We start from the raw sequence: 19,760 nt of genomic DNA on the forward strand, positions 1-19,760 counted from the left end.
AAACACGAATGGGCCAACCTCCCGAGGTTGGCCCATTCGCATGTGCGGGCGCGGAGGGCTGCGCCGCTCACAGCGGTCGCAGCGCGGGTTCCTTCTGTACGGCCCCCAACAGACGGTCGAGCGCCAGCTCCACGTCTTCCTTCCAGGAGAGCGTCGTACGCAGCTCTAGTCGCATCCTCGGGTACCGGGGATGCGGCCGCACAGTCTTGAAGCCGACGGCCAGGAGGTGATCGGCGGGGAGCACGCAGGCCGGCTCTTCCCAGCGCGCGTCCCCGAAAGCCTCGATCGCCTTGAAGTTGCGACGCAGCAGATCCTTGGCGACCGTCTGGACCATCACCCGGCCGAGGCCCTGCCCCTGATACGCCGGGAGGATGAAGGCGGTCATCAGCTGGACCGCGTCCGGCGAGACGGGGCTGGTCGGGAAGGCTGTGGAACGAGGGACATACGCAGGCGGCGCGTACATCACGAAGCCGACCGGTTGATCGTCCACGTAGACGACCCGGCCGCACGATCCCCAGTCCAGCAGGACGGACGAGATCCAGGCTTCCTTCTCCAGTGCCGGGGTGCCCGCCTTTATCGCGGCTTCGCCGCTGACGGGGTCCAGTTCCCAGAAGACGCACGAGCGACAGCGCTGGGGGAGGTCCGGAAGGTTGTCCAGCGTGAGCGGTACGAGCCGACGCCCCATGAAGGCAGTTCCTCGCTTCCTTCGCCCGCTGCTTCGCGGGCGGCTGTCAGAGCGCTTCGCTCCCTGAGCAGGCTGCCGACGAATCCGCCGACCGCTCCCAGGCCCAGGCCGGCAGTCACCAGACCGGAACGGCTCACGGTTTGCATGGCCCCCGCCTCCCCGATGAGGTGCTGCCAGGTGGATGCGCCATACCCGTTTCGCATCGTATCCACGATGCGATTCCATAGATACCGCCAGAAAGCAAAGAGCGGGCCGTCTTCCGGTACACACCGGACACGGCCCGCTCAGGTGGTGGAGTGACGTTCCACCGCCCGCCGACTAGCTTTCGGTCTCCTCGGCGTCGTCGTCCAGGAGGCTCTTCTGCAGGACGGGGCCGACCCCGGGGGCGAGGCTGCCGAGGATTCGCTCCAGGTCCTCGACCGAGGCGAACTCGACGGTGATCTTGCCCTTCTTCTGTCCCAGGTCGACCTTCACCCGTGTCTCGAAGCGGTCCGAGAGCCGCGTCGCGAGGTCGCTCAGTGCTGGGGAGAGCACGGCCCCGGCCCGCGGCCCCTTGGAGCGCGGTGCGGTCTGCGGCCGCGACCCCATGAGGGTGACGATCTCCTCGACGGCTCGCACCGACAGCCCCTCGGCAACGATCCGGTGGGCGAGGCGGTCCTGCTCCTCCGAGTCGTCGACGGAGAGCAGAGCGCGGGCGTGTCCTGCGGACAGCACGCCGGCCGCCACCCGCTTCTGGACCGAGGGGGAGAGTCTCAGCAGACGCAGGGTGTTGGAGACCTGCGGGCGCGACCGGCCGATGCGGTCCGCGAGCTGGTCGTGGGTGCAGTTGAAGTCCTTGAGGAGCTGGTCGTAGGCAGCCGCCTCCTCCAGCGGGTTCAGCTGAGCCCGGTGCAGGTTCTCCAGCAGCGCGTCCAGGAGAAGCTTCTCGTCGTCCGTGGCCCGCACGATCGTCGGGATCGCCTCGAGCCCGGCCTCCCGGCAGGCCCTCCAGCGCCGCTCACCCATGATGAGCTCGTAGCGCGCCGGTCCCACCTGGCGCACGACGACCGGCTGGAGCAGACCGACCTCCTTGATGGAGGTGACCAGCTCGGCGAGAGCGTCCTCGTCGAAGACCTCACGGGGCTGCCGCGGGTTCGGAGTGATCGAGTCGAGCGGCAGTTCGGCGAAGTGGGCACCGACCGGCTCGGCCGGCGCCTCCACGGTCGTGTATGTGGGCAGCTCCTCTGTTTCACGTGAAACAGGAGGAAGCGTGGCCACCTTGGCCGCCGCGATTCCGCGCTCGGCGGTGAGTACCGGTACGGACGTCGGCGAAGTGGACGCGCCACTCGCAGCCGGGGCCGTCATCTTTTCCCCTGTGGGGGCAGCAGGGATCAGTGCGCCGAGACCTCGGCCCAACCCCCTCCGTCGCTCGCTCACTGGATCCCCTCCACCATGTTCTGACCGTTCTGTGCGCCCACGTGGGCATGCTGCGCGTCGTAAGCAAGTCCGACGCCGCGCAACGCGATTTCCCGCGCCGCCTCCAGATAGGAGAGGGCACCGCTCGATCCTGGATCGTAGGTCAGCACCGTCTGCCCGTAGCTGGGGGCCTCCGAGATACGGACCGAGCGCGGGATGCTCGTCCGCAGCACCTCGTCGCCGAAGTGGCTGCGTACCTCGTCCGCGACCTGGGACGCCAGCCGGGTCCGGCCGTCGTACATGGTGAGCAGGATGGTCGACACGTGCAGGTTCGGGTTGAGGTGGCCCCGCACCAGATCGACGTTGCGCAGGAGCTGTCCGAGGCCTTCCAGCGCGTAGTACTCGCACTGGATCGGGATCAGGACTTCCGCTCCGGCCACCAGAGCGTTGACCGTCAGCAGACCGAGGGACGGCGGGCAGTCGATGAGGATGTAGTCCAGCGGCTGCTCGTAGGCCTGGATCGCCCGCTCCAGCCTGCTCTCCCGTGCCACCAGGGACACCAGCTCGATCTCCGCACCGGCGAGATCGATGGTGGCGGGCGCACAGAAGAGTCCCTCGACATCCGGGACCGGCTGGACGACCTCGGAAAGCGGCCTGCTGTCGATCAGCACGTCGTAGATCGACGGCACTTCGGCGTGATGGTCGATGCCGAGCGCGGTGGAGGCGTTGCCCTGAGGGTCGAGGTCGATCACCAGGACGCGGCTGCCGTGCAGGGCGAGCGACGCGGCCAGGTTGACCGTGGTCGTGGTCTTACCCACCCCGCCCTTCTGGTTGGCGACCACCATGACGCGTGTCTGCTCCGGCCGTGGCAGGCCTTCGCCGGCACGGCCAAGAGCCTCCACTGCCAGTTGGGCAGCACGACCGATGGGAGTGTCGTCCATCGGGGGCGGTGTTTCACGTGAAACATCGTCCCCCATCGACTCGGTACGGGGACCGGGGACCGGATCGGTCATCGGTCCCGCGATGTTGGCGTCGGACCGCAAGGATTCACTCTCCTCGACTTCAGGCTCGCAATGAACAGAGCCTCCCATGTCTTCGGGGTCGTGAACCAGCGAGGCCCGTGGTTCTGTGGAGAAATCCACCTCTGTGGACAACTCCGCAGTCTCTTCGAGTGAACCGAGGGGTTTCCGATCGCGGGGTTCGGCCGCGGCGCGGCCGCGACTGATGATGCCGTGCAGCAGTGAGCGACGTTTCACGTGAAACAAGATGCCTAGCGACCGCCGCCATATCGGCGCGACACTCCGGTATGGGTAGGTTTGGCAGCTTGTGTGGAGTACGGCTCGTCGTCAGGACGGATCAACAGGGAGAAAGCCCTGACGTGACAAAAAAAACTCTCGGCTCCGCCGGGGCGGAGCCGAGAGTCGAGGCATTTCGAGCGACGGGCAGACGTCAGCGGCGACGTCGCGTGCGGGTGGTCCTGGCCGCCTTGGCGCGCTTCGCCGCGAAGCGCACCCCGCCCGGGCTCTCCCCTACCTCCACCCGCACTACGGTGGAGAGGGGGTCCACGACGCCGTCGCCCACATGGAGGATGGACGTCCCGACGGCACCCAGCTTGCTCAGTGCCGTCGCGGCGCTCTTGAGCTCCTCCTCGGCCGTGTCCCCCTTGAGGGCCAGCATCTCGCCGTACGGCCGCAGCAGAGGGATGCCCCACGTCGCCAGCCGGTCCAGCGGCGCCACGGCGCGAGCGGTCACCACATGGACCGGGGGCAGCTTCCCCATGACTTCCTCGGCCCGACCCCGCACGACCGTCACGTGATCGAGGCCGAGCAGCTCGACCACCTCGGTGAGGAAGGTGGTCCGACGCAGAAGCGGTTCGAGCAGCGTGATCTTGAGGTCCTCACGGACGAGTGCCAGGGGGATACCGGGCAGACCAGCACCGGAGCCGACGTCGCAGACGGTCACGCCCTCAGGGACGACCTCCGAGAGCACCGCGCAGTTCAGCAGGTGGCGCTCCCACAGGCGGGGCACCTCGCGAGGGCCGATCAGCCCGCGCTGCACTCCCGCCTCGGCCAGCAGCTCCGCGTACCGGACCGCGTCCGCGAAGCGATCGCCGAATACGGCGCGCGCCTCCTCGGGCGTAGGGGGGAGCTCCGCTGCCTCCGTCACGGGGACCGTCCTTCCGTACCGCATAAGCGCACTGAGCGCTGACTTCCAGGACTATCAGGGACTACAGCTGCCGGGACCGCAGCTGTCGGGGACTACCAGGCTGACAAAGCTCGGCCCCGTCTGCGCAACAGACGGGGCCGGAGAAACGTACGTACCGATCAGGCGGGAAGCACGACGACGAAGCGCTCCGGCTCCTCGCCCTCGGACTCGCTGCGCAGGCCCGCGGTCTTGACCGCGTCGTGGACCACCTTGCGCTCGAAAGGCGTCATCGGGTCCAGCTTCACGGGCTGGCCGGAGTTCCGGGCGTCAGCCGCGGCCTTGGCGCCGATCTCGGAGAGCTCCTCACGCTTCTTCGCGCGGTAACCCCCGATGTCCAGCATCAGGCGGCTGCGGTCACCGGTCTCCCGGTGCACGGCCAGGCGCGTGAGCTCCTGGAGGGCCTCCAGCACCTCGCCGTCCCGGCCGACCAGCTTCTGCAGGTCACGGCCGCCGGCGTCGCTGATGATCGAGACAGCGGCGCGGTCGGCCTCGACGTCCATGTCGATGTCACCGTCGAGATCGGCGATGTCGAGCAGACCTTCGAGGTAGTCCGCCGCGATCTCGCCCTCCTGCTCCAGACGGCTCAGGGTGTCGCCCTCGGCGGCGGCGGAGGTGGTGCCTTCCGTCACGGGATGGACTCCTTCTTACTTCTTGGACGGGGACTTGGGCCGCTGCGGACCCTTGCGCCCGGACTGGGCTTTGCTGCGGGTACCGGTGCCGGGCTGGGTCGCGCCACCTGCCGGCTTGGCGGTGCCGGGCGCGGCGTCCTGCGGCTGGTCGGACTTGGTCAGCGAGGTCTTCGGCTCGGCCTCGGCCGCTGCCTTGGCCGCGGCCGAGGCACGCTGGGACTTCGACTGCCGCTTCGGCTGCTGGCGCTTTGGCGTGGCGGCGACGGTCGTCGTGGTGCCGTCCTCGGTCTCCACGACGGTCGCGGTGTCGCTCTTCGCCACCGTGCCGTCGGCCTGGGCCGCGAGGCCCGCCTTCGTCAGGCTGTTGATGAACTTCCGCTCGAACTCGTTGCGGTCACGGCCCTTGGCGACGATGGCCTTGACGATGGCCTTCTCGCCGCGCCGGCGGATCTTGCCGTGGCTGACCACGTGCTTCTGCAGGCGCTCGAGGTAGGCGGCCTGGGCCTTGCTGCCCGGGGTCGGGTTGTTGCGGATGACGAACATCTGCTGGCCCATGGTCCACACGTTGGTGGTCAGCCAGTAGACGAGGACACCGACCGGGAAGTTGATGCCGAAGACGGCGAACATGACCGGGAAGACGTACATCAGCATCTTCTGCTGCTGCATGAACGGCGTCTTCACCGTGGTGTCGACGTTCTTCGTCATCAGCTGGCGCTGCGTGTAGAACTGCGACGCGGACATCATGACGATCATGACCGCGGTCACGACCCGGACGTCGGTCAGGGTGGCGCCGAGGGAGGAGACCTTCTCCGCGCCGTCCGTGAACTTCGCCGCGAGCGGGGCACCGAAGATGTGCGCCTTACGGGCGCTCTCCAGCAGCTGATCGTCGATGACGCCGATCGTCTTGCCGGTCGCGATGCCGTTGAGCACGTGGTACAGGGCGAAGAAGAACGGCGACTGCGCCAGGATGGGAAGGCACGAGGAGAGCGGGTTGGTACCCGACTCCTTGTACAGCTTCATCATCTCTTCGGACTGGCGCTGCTTGTCGTTCTTGTAGCGCTCCTGGATCTTCTTCATCTCGGGCTGCAGCGTCTGCATCGCCCGGGTCGCCTTGATCTGCTTCACGAAGAGCGGGATCAGGCAGATACGGATCAGGATCACCAGGGACACGATGGACAGGCCCCAGGCCCAGCCCGTGTCGGCCCCGAAGAGCTTTCCGTACACGGAGTGGAACTGGACGATGACCCAGGAAACGGGTGTCGTGATGAAGCTGAAGAGACTGGCAATCGTGTCCACTAATCAGGCTCCTTGAGCATGGGACGGGGTCTCGGCGGCCGGGCTCGAGGGATGGTCGGACATGCCATGCCCTTCGATGGCCGGTTCGGCGGCGGAGGTCCCGCCCTTGCGTGCACGCCAGGCGTTGCGGATCATCTCGTGCCACCGCGGACGCTTGCGCTGCGGAACATGGTCCACACCGCCCAGCGACCACGGATTGCACCGGAGGATGCGCCAGGCGGTGAGTGCCGTTCCCTTGACCGCACCGTGCCGGTCGATGGCCTGGTAGCCGTAGTGGGAGCACGACGGGTAGTACTTGCACACCGGCCCGAGCAGCGGGCTGATGGTCCACTGGTACAGCTTGATCAGCGCCAGCAGCGGGTACTTCATCGCGCGCCCCCTCCCAGCAGCCGCTCCAGGGCGGCATCCAGGTCTCGGGCCAGCTGTGCATGGTCGGCGTCGCCCGCACCGGGCAGCGCTCGTACTACTACCAGGCTACCGGGGGGCAACAGGGCCACTCGGTCCCGCATCAGATGGCGAAGCCTGCGCTTCACCTTGTTGCGTACGACCGCCCCGCCCACGGCCTTGCTGACAACGAAACCCGCACGCACCGGGGGAGCGCTCTCCCCAGGCGCGTGCGGGTCCGTTGCACCGCTACGTAGATGGACGACGAGAAGCGGGCGTCCGGCCCGGCGTCCTCGGCGTACCGCGGTCGCGAAGTCCTCGCGCCGCCTCAGCCGATGCTCGGTAGGCAGCACGTCATGACCTGTTAAGTGATCAGGCGGACAGGCTCGCGCGACCCTTGCCACGACGGTTCGCGAGAATCGCGCGGCCGGCACGGGTGCGCATCCGCAGGCGGAAGCCGTGGGTCTTGGCGCGACGACGGTTGTTCGGCTGGAAGGTGCGCTTGCTCACTCGGGGGCTCCAGAAAGAATCGGTGGTGGCGGGGTGCCGTCCTGGCTGTCACCGTGCGCCCACGAGTAGCTCGTATTACGCCCGAGTGCACCGCTTCCCGATCACTGAACGTGACCTGTGCCCATCGGAGGCAGGCGGCAGCAGCCATCGACAACTCGACCTGGTTACGGTACGCGCGGCTACGCCATCCGGTCAAACCAGCCTCTCGCAGGGGACACTGTCCACAGGCTGGGGACAACAACTTGAACCGCATGGGTCGCCCTGACTACCGTGGCCGAACTCCGATTCGTTCCCTTCTCCCTGCGCCATCTGATTCGTTCCCCCCTGCCCCACCCGAGTTACATCCCGACCTGTTCCCAGAACCACACGTTCGTGGGACCCGTGAGAGAGCGTGCCCTGTGGCTGACGTACCTGCCGATCTTGCCGCAGTGTGGCCACGAGTACTGGAACAACTTCTCGGTGAGGGCCGCGGGCAGGGTGTGGAGGCGAAGGACGAGCACTGGATCAAGCGCTGTCAGCCCCTGGCCCTCGTCGCGGACACGGCGCTGCTCGCGGTTCCGAACGAGTTCGCGAAGGGCGTACTCGAAGGCCGGCTCGCCCCTGTCGTCAGTGAGACGCTGAGCCGCGAGTGCGGCCGGCCGATCCGCATCGCGATCACGGTCGACGACTCCGCGGGCGAGCCCTCCGGCCCGCCCGCGCCCCCCCGCTACGAGGAGTCCGAGCTCCCCGCCGGTCCCGACCAGGGACGTGATCCGTACGACGGCCAGGGCCGCGACGGGCGCGAGGGGTACGACGGCCCGGCACGTGACACACGGGACGGCCGTGACGCACGTGACAGCCGTGATCCTCGTGACGGACACAGCCAGGGCGGCCGGCACTCGCGCGACAGCCGGGACGGCTACGACCAGGGCCGCGACGAGCGGAATCCTTACGACAACCGGGACAACCGCGACAACCGCGACGGCTACGAGCGCTACGGGCGGCACCGCGCCGACGACCACCGGTCCGGCCGCCCCGAGCAGCTGCCGCAGGGTCCCGGCGACCACCTGCCGACCGCCCGCCCCGCCTACCCGGACTACCAGCGCCCGGAGCCGGGCGCCTGGCCGCGTCCGTCGCAGGACGACTACGGGTGGCAGCAGCAGCGGCTCGGCTTCCCCGACCGCGACCCGTACGCGTCGCCCTCGCAGGACTACCGCCCCCAGGCGATGGACCGCCCGCCCTACGAGCAGCAGCGCCAGGACTACGACCAGGCACGCTCCGACTACGAGCAGCAGCGTCAGGACTACGAGCCGCGCGACGGCCGTCGCGACCTCGACCGGCGCGACCTCCAGGAGCCGCAGTCGCCCTCCGGCCATGTGCACCGCGGTGGCCCGGTCGGCTCCTCGCTGCCCGCGGCGAGCGGCGCACCCGGTCCGCTGGCCGCGCAGCCGGCGCCGGCGGCGGGTCCCGGCGAGCCCACCGCGCGCCTCAACCCGAAGTACCTCTTCGACACCTTCGTCATCGGCGCCTCGAACCGCTTCGCGCACGCCGCCGCGGTCGCCGTCGCCGAGGCGCCCGCGAAGGCGTACAACCCGCTCTTCATCTATGGGGAGTCGGGCCTCGGCAAGACGCACCTGCTGCACGCGATCGGGCACTACGCCCGCAGCCTGTACCCCGGCACGCGCGTGCGGTACGTGAGCTCGGAGGAGTTCACCAACGAGTTCATCAACTCGATCCGCGACGGCAAGGGCGACAGCTTCCGCAAGCGGTACCGCGAGATGGACATCCTGCTGGTCGACGACATCCAGTTCCTCGCGGACAAGGAGTCGACGCAGGAGGAGTTCTTCCACACCTTCAACACGCTCCACAACGCGAACAAGCAGATCGTGCTGTCCTCGGACCGGCCCCCCAAGCAGCTGGTGACCCTGGAGGACCGACTGCGCAACCGCTTCGAGTGGGGTCTGATCACGGACGTCCAGCCGCCCGAGCTGGAGACGCGTATCGCGATCCTCCGCAAGAAGGCGGTGCAGGAGCAGCTCAACGCCCCGCCGGAGGTGCTGGAGTTCATCGCGTCCCGGATCTCGCGGAACATCCGCGAACTGGAGGGCGCGCTGATCCGGGTGACGGCGTTCGCGTCGCTCAACCGGCAGCCCGTGGACCTCGGACTCACCGAGATCGTCCTCAAGGACCTCATCCCGGGCGGCGAGGACTCCGCTCCCGAGATCACGGCGACGGCCATCATGGCGGCCACCGCCGACTACTTCGGGCTGACGGTGGACGACCTGTGCGGGTCCTCCCGCAGCCGCGTCCTGGTGACGGCCCGCCAGATCGCCATGTACCTCTGCCGGGAGCTCACCGATCTGTCGCTGCCGAAGATCGGCGCGCAGTTCGGCGGCCGTGACCACACGACCGTCATGCACGCGGACCGCAAGATCCGCGCGCTGATGGCGGAGCGGCGCTCCATCTACAACCAGGTCACCGAGCTCACGAACCGCATCAAGAACGGCTGACGCCAAAGCGATACGGCCGCACGGGCGCTCTCGGGTCTTCTCCCCGGGGGCGCCTTTCGCCGTCCCGGGACAGCCCCCGGGCGCTGTTCCCGGACAGTCCCCGGGCGTCCCCAGCGCCAAGGAGGGGGCTCGGCCGGCTCCCCCAGGCGCTCATCCAGATCCGGGGCCGCACCTCCATAGGCGGACCTTCCCAGTCCTCCCAGCCGATCCCCGGAACGCCCCGGAAGCGTTCTCCCGCGCCTTTGGAGTTCCCCCAGGGGGCATCTCCCGGGCTCCCGAACCGCCTCCAAAACCGTTCCGCGGACCTCCCGCGGCCCCTCCGAGGGCGTTTTCACCCCCGGAATCGGCCCGTGCACCGACGCACAACCGTCATCCACTGTTCGAATAGGGCCGGGGTTACGGCCGTCCTCCACAGATGTGGGGACTTTCTCGCGTCCACATCCTGGGGACCGCGAAGTTGTCCAGACGGTGTCCACAGGGGACCCTGTCCAAAGTCCGTCGGGCCAGGTCAGGGGGCTGTGGATCCGTGGACGAAGGATCTCCACAGGCTGTGGACGAAGAAATGATCCACAGGCTGTGCAGGAAGTTGTCCACCGGCGGCCCACAGGACCGGGCCGCTTGTCCCCAGCCTCTCCCAGCTTCTCCACATGCCTGTCCACTGTTCGGCAACGCGGCGCGCCTTCTCACCGTCTCGAGTGAAAGGCGTCACACCAAGGTGTCTGGTTGGCCTGTGGGGAACGTGGGTAAAACTGGGGACGGCGTTGGGGAGAAGTGCCCCCTGCCTGTGTATCGGGTGTGCAGAACTTTTCCCCGTCCACAGAGAACCCCGGTTGTCCACCGCCGTCGCCCACAGGGCCGGTGGACAAAAATTGCCGTCTGAGCTGCGAAAACGGGGTTATCCACGGTTTCCACAGCCCCTACTACTACTCCCAACTAGAGAGAGCTGGGAATCCGTTTCGAAGTGGGGGCTGTGCACAACTCGGGGTCGGGAGCTCCGCTGCCGCTCGGCACGACTTGACCGAGGGGGGCACCGACTGTCAGTGCGGTGCGTCAGACTGGTCCCCGGTGTCCTTCCCGTCACAGGGACCGACGACACCGAGTCAGACAGCGAAGGCCAGCAGGGCGAGAGCGCCGGCAACAGACGGAGGCGGCAACGGTGAAGATCCGGGTGGAACGCGACGTACTCGCGGAGGCAGTGGCCTGGGCTGCACGCAGCCTCCCTGCCCGTCCGCCGGCGCCTGTCCTCGCCGGCCTCCTGCTGAAGGCCGAGGACGGCTCCCTGAGCCTGTCGAGCTTCGACTACGAGGTCTCGGCCCGCGTCTCCGTGGACGCCGAGATCGACGAGGAGGGCACGGTCCTCGTCTCCGGCCGCCTCCTCGCCGACATCTGCCGCGCGCTCCCCAACCGGCCGGTGGAGATCTCCACAGACGGTGTACGGGCGACCGTGGTCTGCGGCTCCTCGCGCTTCACCCTCCACACCCTGCCTGTGGAGGAGTACCCGGCGCTGCCCCAGATGCCGTCGGCGACCGGCACGGTCCCCGGCGAGGTCTTCGCCTCGGCGGCCGCCCAGGTGGCCATCGCCGCCGGCCGTGACGACACGCTGCCGGTGCTCACCGGTGTGCGGATCGAGATCGAGGGCGACACCGTCACGCTGGCCTCCACCGACCGCTACCGCTTCGCGGTCCGCGAGTTCCTGTGGAAGCCGGAGAACCCGGACGCCTCCGCGGTCGCCCTGGTGCCCGCCAAGACGCTCCTGGACACCGCCAAGGCCCTCACGAGCGGCGACAACGTGATCCTGGCCCTGTCCGGCTCCGGCGCGGGCGAGGGGCTCATCGGCTTCGAGGGCGCCGGCCGTCGTACGACCACCCGTCTGCTCGAAGGCGACCTGCCGAAGTACCGCACGCTGTTCCCGACGGAGTTCAACTCCATCGCCGTCATCGAGACCGCCCCCTTCGTGGAGGCCGTCAAGCGTGTGGCCCTGGTCGCCGAGCGGAACACCCCGGTGCGCCTCAGCTTCGAGCAGGGCGTGCTCATCCTGGAGGCCGGCTCCAGCGACGACGCACAGGCTGTGGAAAGGGTCGACGCCCAACTGGAGGGCGACGACATCTCGATCGCCTTCAACCCGACGTTCCTGCTCGACGGCCTGAGCGCCATCGACTCGCCCGTCGCCCAGCTCTCCTTCACGACCTCGACCAAGCCCGCCCTGCTCAGCGGCAGGCCCGCGGTGGACGCCGAGGCGGACGAGGCCTACAAGTATCTGATCATGCCGGTGCGCCTCAGCGGCTGACCCGCGGACAGACGAAGACCGCAGGTGGGGGCGTACGCCTGAGCGGCTGTGCCCACAGGTGTGCGTGAGCGTCCGGGTTTAGGCTCGGACGAGGCACGAAAGTGCTCTCACGCCACGTCGAAAACCTAAGGAACAACTGATGGAGCTCGGTCTCGTCGGCCTCGGCAAGATGGGCGGCAACATGCGCGAGCGGATTCGCCGCGCAGGCCACACCGTCATCGGATACGACCGCAACCCGGACGTCGCCGATGTCCACAGCCTCGAAGAGCTCGTGGGCCGGCTCAAGGGCCCGCGCGTGGTGTGGGTGATGGTCCCGGCCGGTGCCGCGACCCAGTCCACCATCGACGAGCTGGCCGCCCTCCTGGAGCCGGGCGACGTCGTCGTGGACGGCGGCAACTCCCGCTGGACCGACGACGAGAAGCACGCCGTCGAGCTGGGCATCAAGGGCATCGGCTTCGTCGACTGCGGAGTCTCCGGCGGTGTCTGGGGCCTGGAGAACGGTTACGCGCTGATGTACGGCGGTGCCGCGGAGGACGTCGCGAAGGTGCAGCCGGTCTTCGACGCGCTCAAGCCCGAGGGCGACTTCGGGTCGGTGCACGCGGGCAAGGTCGGCGCCGGCCACTTCGCGAAGATGGTCCACAACGGCATCGAGTACGCCATGATGCAGGCCTACGCCGAGGGCTGGGAGCTGCTGGAGAAGGTCGACTCCGTCACCGACGTGCGCGAGGTCTTCCGGTCCTGGCAGGAGGGCACGGTCATCCGCTCCTGGCTGCTCGACCTCGCCGTCAACGCCCTGGACGACGACGAGCACCTGGACAAGCTCAAGGGCTACGCCCAGGACTCCGGTGAGGGCCGCTGGACCGTCGAGGCGGCCATCGACAATGCGGTCCCGCTGCCGGCGATCACCGCGTCGCTGTTCGCCCGCTTCGCCTCCCGTCAGGAGGACTCGCCGCAGATGAAGATGATCGCCGCCCTGCGCAACCAGTTCGGCGGCCACGCCGTGGAGAAGAACTGATCCACACCCTGGGGGCGACGCCCCCGGGGAACGACCCGGTTGTCCACAACCGGGGGACGACCGTGAGGCCGGGACTGACCCGGCCCACGGGGGAAACACCCGAAGTACCACGTTGGGGGAGGTCGGCGAACGACCATGCACGTCACGCATCTGTCGCTGGCCGACTTCCGCTCGTATCCCCAGGTGGAGGTCCCGCTCGACGCCGGTGTCACCGCGTTCGTGGGCCCCAACGGCCAGGGCAAGACGAACCTCGTCGAGGCGGTCGGCTACCTCGCCACCCTCGGCAGCCACCGGGTCTCCTCGGACGCGCCGTTGGTGCGCATGGGCGCCGACCGCGCGATCATCCGGGCCAACGTCCGGCAGGGCGAGCGCCAGCAGCTCATCGAGCTGGAGCTGAACCCAGGCAAGGCGAACCGCGCCCGCATCAACAGGTCCTCGCAGGTCAGACCCCGTGACGTGCTGGGGATCGTCCGGACGGTGCTGTTCGCGCCCGAGGACCTCGCGCTGGTCAAGGGCGACCCCGGGGAGCGGCGCCGCTTCCTCGACGAGCTGATCACCGCCCGCTCCCCGCGGATGGCGGGCGTGCGCTCGGACTACGACCGGGTCCTGCGGCAGCGCAACACCCTCCTCAAGTCGGCCGCCCTCGCCCGCAGGCACGGCGGCCGGACCATGGACCTGTCGACGCTCGACGTGTGGGACCAGCACCTCGCGCGCGTGGGTGCCGAACTGCTCGCCCAGCGCCTCGACCTGGTCGCCGCGATCCAGCCCCTGGCCGACAAGGCGTACGAGCAGCTGGCCCCCGGCGGCGGCCCGATCGCCCTGGAGTACAAGCCGTCCTCCCCCGACATCACCGGCCACGCGCGCGAGGAGCTGTACGAGCAGCTCATGGCCGCCCTCGCGGAGGCCCGCAAGCAGGAGATCGAGCGAGGCGTGACCCTGGTGGGCCCCCACCGCGACGAGCTGCTCCTCAAGCTCGGCCAGCTGCCCGCGAAGGGGTACGCCTCCCACGGCGAGTCCTGGTCGTACGCGCTGGCGCTGCGCCTGGCCTCGTACGACCTGCTCCGGGCCGAGGGCAACGAGCCCGTGCTCGTCCTGGACGACGTCTTCGCCGAGCTGGACACCCGTCGGCGCGAGCGGCTCGCCGAACTGGTCGCGCCGGGCGAGCAGGTGCTCGTGACGGCCGCGGTGGACGACGACGTCCCGGGCGTCCTCGCCGGGACGCGGTTCGCCGTGTCGGAGGGCACGGTGGAGCGCGTATGACGGAAAACACACCGGGAGCCGCCGGGGACGTTCCCGGGGATGCGTCCGGGGGCGGGGCCAAGAAGATTCCCGAGCCTTCGGGCGTCGACCTCGCGCGCGTGGCCCTGCGCGCCGCGAAGGAACAGGCACGCGCGCGTGGGGACGCGGCCCAGCAGAAGAAGCATGTACGGCGCGGTGGCGGACTGCGCTCCGGCGCGCGCGCCGACGGGCGGGACCCGATGGCGCTCGGCGCCGCGATCAACCGGCTGCTCACCGAGCGGGGCTGGGAGGCCCCGGCCGCGGTCGGCGGGGTGATGGGTCGCTGGCCGCAGATCGTCGGCGACGACCTGGCCAAGCACTGCGTGCCCCAGAAGTACGACGAGGACGAGCGCGTGCTGACCGTGCAGTGCGATTCGACGGCCTGGGCCACGCAGCTGCGGCTGCTGGCCCCGCAGCTGGTCGCACGGCTCAACGAGGACCTCGGGCACGGCACCGTGAGGGTGATCAAGGTGCTCGGTCCCGGTGGCCCCGCACGCCGTTTCGGCCCCTTGCGCGCCCCTGGGAGCACCGGTCCCGGTGACACCTACGGGTGACCTGACCCGTCAGTAGCTAGGGGTTGACACCCGGAAGCGCTGAGTGCCTCCGTGAGCCTCTTGGAGCCCCGCTCCGCATATGGGGAGTCGCGAGAGACCGGTTGAGGGCGGCACATGCGGACTCAGGTACCCGCAAACCCCCATCACTGTCGGCGCTACCGGTAGACTGGAAGCCAATCCCGCCCCGCTCGCGGGGAGCTTCGGGAAAAGGTGTGCAAGGCAGGCTTACCAACGCAACACGCCGCAGCCGCTCCGGCCACCGCCGGAAGCTTGGTTCGTGCTGTGCCAGAAAGGGCGCTTCGTGGCCGATTCCGGCAACCCCAACGAGAACATCGCCGCTACCGAAACGGATGAGGAGGGTAAGGCGCCCCGCTCACAGGCACACGCCGGCACAGCTGAGGCCCAGAGCGTCGCGTACGACGCCAGCGCCATCACCGTCCTCGAAGGGCTGGACGCGGTCCGCAAGCGGCCCGGCATGTACATCGGCTCGACCGGTGAGCGCGGCCTCCACCACCTCGTGTACGAGGTCGTCGACAACTCCGTCGACGAGGCCCTCGCCGGTCACGCGGACACGATCGAGGTCACGATCCTCGCCGACGGCGGCGTACGCGTCGTGGACAACGGCCGCGGCATCCCGGTGGGCATCGTCCCGTCCGAGGGCAAGCCGGCCGTCGAGGTCGTGCTGACGGTGCTGCACGCGGGCGGCAAGTTCGGCGGCGGCGGTTACGCGGTCTCCGGTGGTCTGCACGGCGTGGGTGTCTCCGTCGTGAACGCGCTGTCCACGAAGGTCGCCGTCGAGGTCAGGACCGACGGCCACCGCTGGACGCAGGACTACAAGCTGGGCGTCCCGACGGCCCCGCTGGCCAAGCACGAGGCGACCGACGTCACGGGCACCTCGGTCACCTTCTGGGCCGACGGCGACATCTTCGAGACCACGGACTACTCCTTCGAGACGCTGTCGCGGCGCTTCCAGGAGATGGCGTTCCTCAACAAGGGCCTGACGATCAAGCTCACGGACGAACGCGACTCCGCGAAGGCCGTGACCGGTGCGGACGAGGCGGGTGCGGACGAGAACGACGAGGTCAAGACCGTCACGTACCACTACGAGGGCGGCATCGTCGACTTCGTGAAGTACCTCAACTCCCGCAAGGGCGACGTCATCCACCCCACGGTGATCGACATCGAGGCCGAGGACAAGGAGCGCCTGCTCTCCCTCGAGGTCGCGATGCAGTGGAACAGCGGCTACAGCGAGGGCGTGTACTCCTTCGCCAACACCATCCACACGCACGAGGGCGGCACGCACGAAGAGGGCTTCCGGGCCGCTCTGACGGGTCTGATCAACCGGTACGCGCGCGACAAGAAGCTGCTGCGCGAGAAGGACGACAACCTCACGGGCGACGACATCCGCGAGGGTCTGACGGCGATCATCTCGATCAAGCTGGGCGAGCCCCAGTTCGAGGGCCAGACCAAGACCAAGCTGGGCAACACCGAGGCGAAGACCTTCGTCCAGAAGGTCGTCCACGAGCACATCAGCGACTGGCTGGACCGCAACCCGAACGAGGCCGCGGACATCATCCGCAAGTCGATCCAGGCGGCCACCGCGCGCGTGGCGGCCCGCAAGGCCCGCGACCTCACCCGCCGCAAGGGCCTGCTGGAGTCGGCTTCCCTGCCGGGCAAGCTCTCCGACTGCCAGTCGAACGACCCCACCAAGTGCGAGATCTTCATCGTCGAGGGTGACTCCGCCGGCGGTTCGGCCAAGTCCGGCCGCAACCCGCAGTACCAGGCGATCCTCCCGATCCGCGGAAAGATCCTCAACGTCGAGAAGGCGCGGATCGACAAGATCCTGCAGAACCAGGAGATCCAGGCGCTGATCTCCGCCTTCGGCACCGGAGTCCACGAGGACTTCGACATCGAGAAACTCCGCTATCACAAGATCATCCTGATGGCGGACGCCGACGTCGACGGCCAGCACATCAACACCCTGCTGCTGACCTTCCTGTTCCGCTTCATGCGGCCGCTGGTCGAGGCCGGGCACGTGTTCCTGTCCCGCCCGCCGCTCTACAAGATCAAGTGGGGCCGTGACGACTTCGAGTACGCCTACTCGGACCGCGAGCGCGACGCCCTGATCGAGCTCGGCCGCCAGGCGGGCAAGCGGGTCCGCGAGGACTCGATCCAGCGCTTCAAGGGTCTCGGCGAGATGAACGCCGAGGAACTGCGCATCACGACGATGGACCAGGAGCACCGCGTCCTCGGCCAGGTCACGCTGGACGACGCCGCCCAGGCCGACGACCTGTTCTCGGTCCTCATGGGCGAGGACGTCGAAGCACGCCGCGCGTTCATCCAGCGCAACGCCAAGGACGTCCGCTTCCTCGACATCTGAGTCGGTCTCAGCTGACCGCCGCAGAAAGGATCTTCACCAGCAATGGCCGACGAGAACATTCCGAGCATCCCTGACGAAGAGGGCGAGATCGCCCTGCGCGTCGAGCCCGTCGGGCTCGAGACCGAGATGCAGCGCTCCTACCTCGACTACGCGATGTCCGTCATCGTGTCGCGCGCGCTGCCCGACGTACGGGACGGCCTCAAGCCCGTCCACCGCCGCGTCCTGTACGCCATGTACGACGGCGGCTACCGGCCCGAGAAGGGCTTCTACAAGTGCGCCCGCGTCGTCGGCGACGTCATGGGCAACTACCACCCGCACGGCGACTCGTCGATCTACGACGCGCTGGTCCGCCTCGCGCAGCCGTGGTCGATGCGGATGCCGCTGGTGGACTCCAACGGCAACTTCGGATCTCCCGGCAACGACCCGGCGGCCGCCATGCGGTACACCGAGTGCAAGATGATGCCGCTGTCCATGGAGATGGTCCGCGACATCGACGAGGACACCGTCGACTTCACGGACAACTACGACGGCCGCTCCCAGGAGCCGACCGTCCTGCCGGCCCGCTTCCCGAACCTGCTGATCAACGGCTCCGCCGGTATCGCGGTCGGCATGGCCACCAACATCCCGCCGCACAACCTGCGCGAGGTCGCGGCCGGCGCCCAGTGGTACCTGGAGAACCCGGAGGCCTCGCACGAGGAGCTCCTGGACGCGCTGATCGAGCGCATCAAGGGCCCCGACTTCCCGAGCGGCGCCCTCGTGGTGGGCCGCAAGGGCATCGAGGAGGCGTACCGCACCGGTCGCGGCTCCATCACGATGCGCGCGGTCGTCGAGGTCGAGGAGATCCAGAACCGCCAGTGCCTGGTGGTCACGGAACTCCCCTACCAGGTGAACCCGGACAACCTCGCGCAGAAGATCGCCGACCTCGTGAAGGACGGCAAGATCGGCGGCATCGCCGACGTCCGCGACGAGACCTCGTCCCGTACCGGCCAGCGCCTGGTCATCGTCCTGAAGCGCGACGCGGTCGCCAAGGTCGTGCTGAACAACCTGTACAAGCACACCGACCTCCAGACGAACTTCGGCGCCAACATGCTGGCGCTCGTCGACGGAGTGCCGCGCACCCTCTCGCTGGACGCGTTCATCCGGCACTGGGTGGCGCACCAGATCGAGGTCATCGTCCGCCGTACGAAGTTCCGGCTGCGCAAGGCCGAGGAGCGCGCGCACATCCTGCGCGGCCTTCTGAAGGCCCTGGACGCCATCGACGAGGTCATCGCGCTGATCAGGCGCAGCGACACCGTCGACATCGCGCGCGAGGGCCTGATGGGCCTCCTGGAGATCGACGAGATCCAGGCCAACGCCATCCTCGAGATGCAGCTGCGCCGACTGGCCGCCCTGGAGCGCCAGAAGATCATCCAGGAGCACGACGAGCTCCAGGCCAAGATCCGCGAGTACAACGAGATCCTCGCCTCGCCCGTGCGCCAGCGCGGCATCATCAGCGAGGAACTCAACGCGATCGTCGAGAAGTTCGGCGACGACCGGCGCTCCAAGCTGGTCCCCTTCGACGGCGACATGTCCATGGAGGACCTGATCGCCGAAGAGGACATCGTCGTCACCATCACGCGCGGCGGCTACATCAAGCGGACCAAGACCGAGGACTACCGCTCGCAGAAGCGCGGCGGCAAGGGCGTCCGCGGCACGAAGCTGAAGCAGGACGACATCGTCGACCACTTCTTCGTGTCCACCACGCACCACTGGCTGCTGTTCTTCACGAACAAGGGCCGGGTCTACCGCGCGAAGGCGTACGAGCTGCCGGACGCCGGCCGTGAGGCGCGCGGACAGCACGTCGCGAACCTGCTCGCCTTCCAGCCGGACGAGGCGATCGCCGAGATCCTGGCGATCCGCGACTACGAGGCCGCGCCCTACCTGGTCCTCGCCACCAAGGGCGGACTGGTCAAGAAGACGTCTCTGAAGGATTACGACTCCCCGCGTTCGGGTGGCGTCATCGCGATCAATCTCCGTGAGACGGAGAGCGGTTCTGATGACGAACTGATCGGTGCGGAACTGGTTTCGGCAGAGGATGATCTGCTTCTGATCAGCAAGAAGGCGCAGTCGATCCGGTTCACCGCCACGGACGACGCCTTGCGCCCGATGGGCCGTGCCACCTCGGGTGTCAAGGGCATGAGTTTCCGCGCGGGCGACGAGCTGCTCTCGATGAATGTTGTTCGACCCGGTACGTTCGTGTTCACTGCTACGGACGGCGGGTACGCGAAGCGGACCGCTGTCGACGAGTACCGCGTCCAGGGTCGCGGTGGCCTGGGCATCAAGGCCGCCAAGATCGTCGAGGACCGCGGCTCCCTCGTCGGTGCGCTGGTGGTCGAGGAGACCGACGAGATCCTCGCCATCACGCTGTCCGGCGGTGTGATTCGTACGCGAGTCAACGAGGTCAGGGAGACGGGCCGTGACACCATGGGCGTCCAACTGATCAACCTGGGCAAGCGCGATGCCGTGGTCGGTATCGCTCGGAACGCCGAGGCCGGTCGCGAGGCGGAGGAAGTCGACGGCGTGGACGCCGAGGACGACACCGCCGAAGCAGTCGCGGCCGCGGGAACGGACGAGGGCGAGCAGACCCCGGCCGAGTAGCGCGAGGAGTGAGTCA

16 protein-coding genes are annotated in these 19,760 nt (G+C 68.4%); 7 read left to right on the forward strand and 9 right to left on the reverse strand.

The genetic code is table 11. From position 1 onward, the window contains the following. Nucleotides 1-67: 67 nt before the first annotated feature. The 9 genes from ACZ4VA_RS33190 to rpmH all read right to left on the reverse strand — a co-directional run bounded on the left by ACZ4VA_RS33190 (nt 68) and on the right by rpmH (nt 7,104). Nucleotides 68-685 (reverse strand): GNAT family N-acetyltransferase, encoded by a 618-nt coding sequence (locus ACZ4VA_RS33190; RefSeq protein WP_355780488.1) that lies wholly within the window; start codon nt 683-685, stop codon nt 68-70. Nucleotides 686-1,003: 318 nt separating this feature from the next. Beyond that, complete coding sequence (locus ACZ4VA_RS33195) at nt 1,004-2,101, reverse strand: ParB/RepB/Spo0J family partition protein (RefSeq protein ID WP_355780491.1); 1,098 nt, start codon at nt 2,099-2,101, stop codon at nt 1,004-1,006. Continuing rightward, a complete protein-coding gene (locus ACZ4VA_RS33200) occupies nt 2,098-3,171 on the reverse strand; it encodes a ParA family protein (protein WP_355780496.1) in 1,074 nt (357 codons plus the stop codon). The genes ACZ4VA_RS33195 and ACZ4VA_RS33200 overlap by 4 nt, the downstream gene beginning before the upstream one ends. Before the next feature lie 358 nt (nt 3,172-3,529). Then, on the reverse strand, nt 3,530-4,246 hold the full coding sequence (gene rsmG, locus ACZ4VA_RS33205; RefSeq protein ID WP_355780493.1) for a 16S rRNA (guanine(527)-N(7))-methyltransferase RsmG: 717 nt from the start codon (nt 4,244-4,246) through the stop codon (nt 3,530-3,532). Nucleotides 4,247-4,404: 158 nt separating this feature from the next. Beyond that, nucleotides 4,405-4,914 carry a Jag family protein gene (locus ACZ4VA_RS33210; RefSeq protein ID WP_355792502.1) on the reverse strand — a complete coding sequence of 170 codons (510 nt, stop codon included), beginning with the start codon at nt 4,912-4,914 and terminating at the stop codon, nt 4,405-4,407. A gap of 15 nt (nt 4,915-4,929) precedes the next feature. Then, nucleotides 4,930-6,210, reverse strand: a complete 1,281-nt coding sequence (gene yidC, locus ACZ4VA_RS33215; RefSeq protein WP_355792499.1) for a membrane protein insertase YidC — start codon at nt 6,208-6,210, stop codon at nt 4,930-4,932. A gap of 3 nt (nt 6,211-6,213) precedes the next feature. Next, nucleotides 6,214-6,579 (reverse strand): membrane protein insertion efficiency factor YidD, encoded by a 366-nt coding sequence (yidD, locus tag ACZ4VA_RS33220; protein WP_355792496.1) that lies wholly within the window; start codon nt 6,577-6,579, stop codon nt 6,214-6,216. Further along, entirely contained in the window at nt 6,576-6,947 is a 372-nt protein-coding gene (gene rnpA / locus ACZ4VA_RS33225; protein WP_355792493.1) for a ribonuclease P protein component, read from the reverse strand. Before rnpA ends, yidD begins: the two co-directional genes overlap by 4 nt. 19 nt (nt 6,948-6,966) lie before the next feature. Continuing rightward, on the reverse strand, nt 6,967-7,104 hold the full coding sequence (gene rpmH / locus ACZ4VA_RS33230) for a 50S ribosomal protein L34 (RefSeq protein WP_006381191.1): 138 nt from the start codon (nt 7,102-7,104) through the stop codon (nt 6,967-6,969). Between the two features lie 398 nt (nt 7,105-7,502). Between rpmH and dnaA the strand changes: the two genes are divergently transcribed. The 7 genes from dnaA (at nt 7,503) to gyrA (ending at nt 19,744) form a co-directional block, all read left to right on the forward strand. Continuing rightward, entirely contained in the window at nt 7,503-9,593 is a 2,091-nt protein-coding gene (gene dnaA / locus ACZ4VA_RS33235; protein WP_356163688.1) for a chromosomal replication initiator protein DnaA, read from the forward strand. A gap of 1,156 nt (nt 9,594-10,749) precedes the next feature. Then, nucleotides 10,750-11,880, forward strand: coding sequence for a DNA polymerase III subunit beta (gene dnaN, locus ACZ4VA_RS33240; protein WP_356163689.1), 1,131 nt, complete (start codon nt 10,750-10,752; stop codon nt 11,878-11,880). 139 nt (nt 11,881-12,019) lie between these two features. Then, nucleotides 12,020-12,895, forward strand: coding sequence for a phosphogluconate dehydrogenase (NAD(+)-dependent, decarboxylating) (gnd, locus tag ACZ4VA_RS33245; protein WP_356238090.1), 876 nt, complete (start codon nt 12,020-12,022; stop codon nt 12,893-12,895). Between the two features lie 135 nt (nt 12,896-13,030). After that, nucleotides 13,031-14,155, forward strand: coding sequence for a DNA replication/repair protein RecF (gene recF / locus ACZ4VA_RS33250; RefSeq protein WP_355783113.1), 1,125 nt, complete (start codon nt 13,031-13,033; stop codon nt 14,153-14,155). Then, nucleotides 14,152-14,727, forward strand: a complete 576-nt coding sequence (locus ACZ4VA_RS33255) for a DciA family protein (RefSeq protein ID WP_355783110.1) — start codon at nt 14,152-14,154, stop codon at nt 14,725-14,727. Before recF ends, ACZ4VA_RS33255 begins: the two co-directional genes overlap by 4 nt. A 277-nt stretch (nt 14,728-15,004) precedes the next feature. Continuing rightward, the gene (gene gyrB / locus ACZ4VA_RS33260) at nt 15,005-17,107 is read left to right on the forward strand and encodes a DNA topoisomerase (ATP-hydrolyzing) subunit B (protein WP_355783107.1); all 2,103 of its coding nucleotides are present in this window, start codon (nt 15,005-15,007) and stop codon (nt 17,105-17,107) included. Between the two features lie 42 nt (nt 17,108-17,149). Further along, a complete protein-coding gene (gyrA, locus tag ACZ4VA_RS33265; RefSeq protein WP_355783104.1) occupies nt 17,150-19,744 on the forward strand; it encodes a DNA gyrase subunit A in 2,595 nt (864 codons plus the stop codon). The last annotated feature ends 16 nt before the right edge of the window (nt 19,745-19,760 follow it).

It is taken from the genome of Streptomyces sp. NPDC028308 (assembly GCF_055565855.1).